The organism is Deferrisoma palaeochoriense (assembly GCF_054656955.1).
Window position 1 is genome coordinate 1 of record NZ_BAAHXI010000128.1, and the last position, 3,823, is coordinate 3,823.

Consider the following 3,823-nt stretch of genomic DNA (forward strand, 5'->3'; position numbering starts at 1 on the left):
GCACACGAGCCCTCTTCACCTTCCAAACAGGGTTGTCACAGTTGCACGCAAGGAATTTCTCGCTCATGTAACCGTAAATCCCTCTTTGTAGGACCCGCAACCGATCCCCTTGACTCCCTCTACGCACGAAAGAACTCCCCCCAAAGGGGTTCCGCACACTTTGGAGCGTCGAAGGTTCAGACCCGACGTTCTTCAACTAGTGAAAAGTGCCACGGAGACACTATCTATTCGACCTAAGCACCGTTTGCCTCTAAGAACAACCTACCCATACGAGAAAACTGTCCCTTCAGGGACCCAATGCCGTAAGATACATGAAAAATAGGAAACAACCACAAGAGAACAACTTTGTTCAACCCCGACGCATCCTTTATTGAACATATCACGTCCAAAACCAAATAAAACAAAAGCGGCATGCTCAGCGCCATCCAAAGCCACCAATTTTTCACTTCCAGCAACCGAACGCTCAACATACACACATAGAGAACGACATAAGAAACAAAAATTGCGGGCATGCGATGCCTAAGGAAGGCATTTCCAGATATCGCCGTCCAGTACCCATCAAGAAACGCCTTTCTCACTAACGCGCCCAACGTATTCCGCACATGATATTTCACCCGCATCTGAGGGCAAGTCAAAAAACGATAACCTTTAATTTTTACTCGTAGATGAAATTCTATATCCTGGTTTCGTACTAACTCTTCATCGAAATACCCGACCTCATTAAACAATCGCTTGGGATACAAAGCGTAGACAGCGGTATCCGTTTCCCGACATTCACGAAATCGAGGTCTTTTCTTTTTGTCCGTCCGAAAAGGGGAGTTCCCCACCGCAAAACGAGACGCTAAAAGTTCCGCTATTGCCCCACCCAGAACCCCGCGCCCATAATGTTCCAAAACGCCTCCAACTCCGGCGACATTTTCCCCGCGGCACAGATTAAGGATATCGACGCCCTTTCGGACGTAATCCGGGTACAGTTCGCTGTGAGCGTCAATGCGACAAACCACATCACCACCCGCTGCACGAATCGCGACATTCCACCCAGTAGCCAGAATCAAGGCCGGGTTCTCCAACACTTTAACCGCCCAACCCTCCTTTCTCAAATGTGCGCATGCTTTTTCGAGTTCGTCCCTCGTCCCGTCCTCAGACATTCCGTCGACCAGAACGATCTCCAATAACTCTCGCGGGTAATCTTGGCCCACTAGGGATTCTATTGCTCCTTTTACCCAGTTTCGTTCGTTCCGAACAACAATTATCAAGCTTACCCGCGGAAGTTTTTTCTCCTCGGCGTCAGTAGAACCACAACCCCTGTGTCTATGTTTTTCCATTTTTCACTACCTTCTCCACATCAATTATATAACTCTTCCGAACTCCCTCATGAGCCGAATCGACTGAGATACTCCTTCCTTCGGGGTGCCAACGCGGGTGCAGATCGCAGCGTGTTGGCCCATCAAAATCCCAAGGTGCAAAAAATCGACCCACAAGAATCACGCGATTCCCAAGAGTGTCGAAAAGCAAAAGACTACGCATGCGGGCCCGATCCGGGTACGTATCCGTAACGATCCAGCGCCCGTCGGGAGAAAAGCTCGGGTGGCCGTCTCCGAAACGGTCCAACATCCCTTCCCCAATAATCTCGAAACGATCTGATCGATCTTCAAAGAGAAAGTAATGATCCCCGTACGGCTCTTTCCTGGCCCAGGCGAGCAACTGATGTCGGTTCTTCCACGCATAGTGGGAAACCATCCGGTCATCGGCCAGGAGACAAAGTTCTGTCCCGTCACAATTCGCCGTGTAAAGGCGAGAGAATTTCCCTTTCGGACCGATCCAACGGTGCATGAATGCGAAGCGATCCCCGCTCGGCGATACCACCAAATGGTTGACCTTGTGTTCGGCTTCCGCCATATCGTCTCTCGTTCGGTACGCGATGAGCTGGTGCAAGGAAATAATAAGTTCTACCCGCCCCGATCCGAGATCCATCTTCCAAATGCCATCCTCCCCGAGTTCCATGTCGGGGGCGAAGTTCTCAACGTCGGGTGCGTAACCGTATTCCGGTCGGAGCCGGAAAAGCCTCTTATAGTTGATAGCCAACGCGATTCGTCCATCTGGGCTAACCGACTGAACCGGCGCATCCAACACTCTATAATTTCTTCCCGTGAACGGATTCATAACTTTCGCTACTAATTTGCGGTCCTCAACGTCGTTAAATATCACCAAATCATCCTGCCCAGGCAACCACTGAAGCATGGAACCCTGCTGAAAGTTCCAGGCACTGCTTCTTGCAAAAGAACCGAACCGCTTCGTATCCAAGTCACTACAAACCAGTTGAACCGCCTGTCGGCATTTCCTTGACTGGGAATGCAAAAGATAGTATCTACCACATGCCGACCAAGGCCTCTTGTCGTAATAACCGAAAAAAAAGGATCCGCACGGGTCATTTACCTCAACAACCGGCGACAGATCACAAACCGGGTTCAGAACGGCCGTAGAACGTTCGCTTGCCACAACGTAGTTAAGGTATTGATAAATGTGCTTCACCCTCTGACGCAGCCGCGGTGCCCCATCCAAAATTCTTGCCAAGCGTCTTTCAAAAAAAGAGTAATGCATTTTTAAAAGCCTCTTCCGTCCACAACATCGCAAAGAACTTCATGAATCAAATCAAGCATCCGACTCCTCGACACCCGTTCCGCAGTACAATAGCCGTTTCGTGAAAGGTGTTGGAAAAGAGCATCATTGCGAGCAATCTCACGAACCGCCGATTCCAGTTCCTCTTTCGACCCCGGGTTAACAAAGATAATATTGTCTCTATCCTTGCCTATCCCTCGGATGCCCCCAACATCCGTGGCAATAACCGCAAGACCGAAAGCCCAGGCCTCTGAAATCACCCGTGGGAAACCTTCCGGGTAGCTGCTCGTAGGCAAAATCAACACGTCAGAACTTCTGTAAACATCCGCCAACTCTTCTCCCTCCTTGAACCCGTGAAACCGGACGCGCACATCCCTTTCCGCCTCCCGTAATACAGCATCCGCCTCGTCACCATACCCCACCACGTGCAACTCCACATCAGATTCCAGATGGCGCCAGACATCCAGAAGCAGAAGAATCCCCTTGCTTTCCAGCAGACGGCCAACGTAAAGAAACCGCCGAGCGCGTGATTTGTTCGGGACAGATTTCTCCGGTTCGACTTCTGAATCCAAGAAAAACCAAGGCTTATAAGAATCGAAGGCTTCCAGCAACGCATGCCCAGTACAGAACACGCGGGCCCTCCGGTAGCCGGCAAGACTCCGGAACTGTACGTGTATAAACTGTCCCAATATCGCAGCCAGTCGCTTGGTCCAACCCCGGTATTTCGACCCTTTAAAGGCGTACCGAATATCACCAGCCATATGCATCAACACCGGAAGGTTTTCGCGGCGGGCAAGATTACCGACAGCCAACCCCGCCAAAGAGGGCAACCGCAACCACACAGCATCGACCGTTGACATGATAGAGCCGAGTCGCTTTTTCACCTCACGGTGACACGGCCAATGTCTGCGAGCGTAACCAGCGGTGGATCGCCATTCCGACAACGGGACAACTTCTGTATCCGCAGGAATCCGCGTGGTGTACCGAACCCGATCCACCTGTTCGTCCGCTACCGGGAACGAAAAGATGAGTTCGTGGCGTTCAGCCAACCCAAGAAGAAAGCGCCCTGCGTTGAACGGCGATGCGTAACCATTCGCTGTTCTAAAATAGAGCTCATCCAAAAAAATCAAGAGGCGCATCTTCAACCTTCACTATGCTAAAAGCACCCAACTAGTGTCCGTCCGGAAATTCGAGATTTGGCCGT

3 protein-coding genes are annotated in these 3,823 nt (G+C 51.0%); all 3 read right to left on the reverse strand.

All coding sequences use genetic code 11. The annotated features are described in order from the left end of the window. Positions 1-233: 233 nt before the first annotated feature. Positions 234-1,325 (reverse strand): glycosyltransferase family 2 protein, encoded by a 1,092-nt coding sequence (locus tag ACYQ8L_RS18225; protein ID WP_459943247.1) that lies wholly within the window; start codon positions 1,323-1,325, stop codon positions 234-236. Then, positions 1,312-2,241 (reverse strand): TolB-like translocation protein, encoded by a 930-nt coding sequence (locus ACYQ8L_RS18230; RefSeq protein ID WP_459943248.1) that lies wholly within the window; start codon positions 2,239-2,241, stop codon positions 1,312-1,314. Before ACYQ8L_RS18230 ends, ACYQ8L_RS18225 begins: the two co-directional genes overlap by 14 nt. A gap of 362 nt (positions 2,242-2,603) precedes the next feature. Next, the gene (locus ACYQ8L_RS18235) at positions 2,604-3,758 is read right to left on the reverse strand and encodes a glycosyltransferase family 4 protein (protein WP_459943249.1); all 1,155 of its coding nucleotides are present in this window, start codon (positions 3,756-3,758) and stop codon (positions 2,604-2,606) included. Positions 3,759-3,823 lie beyond the last annotated feature (65 nt).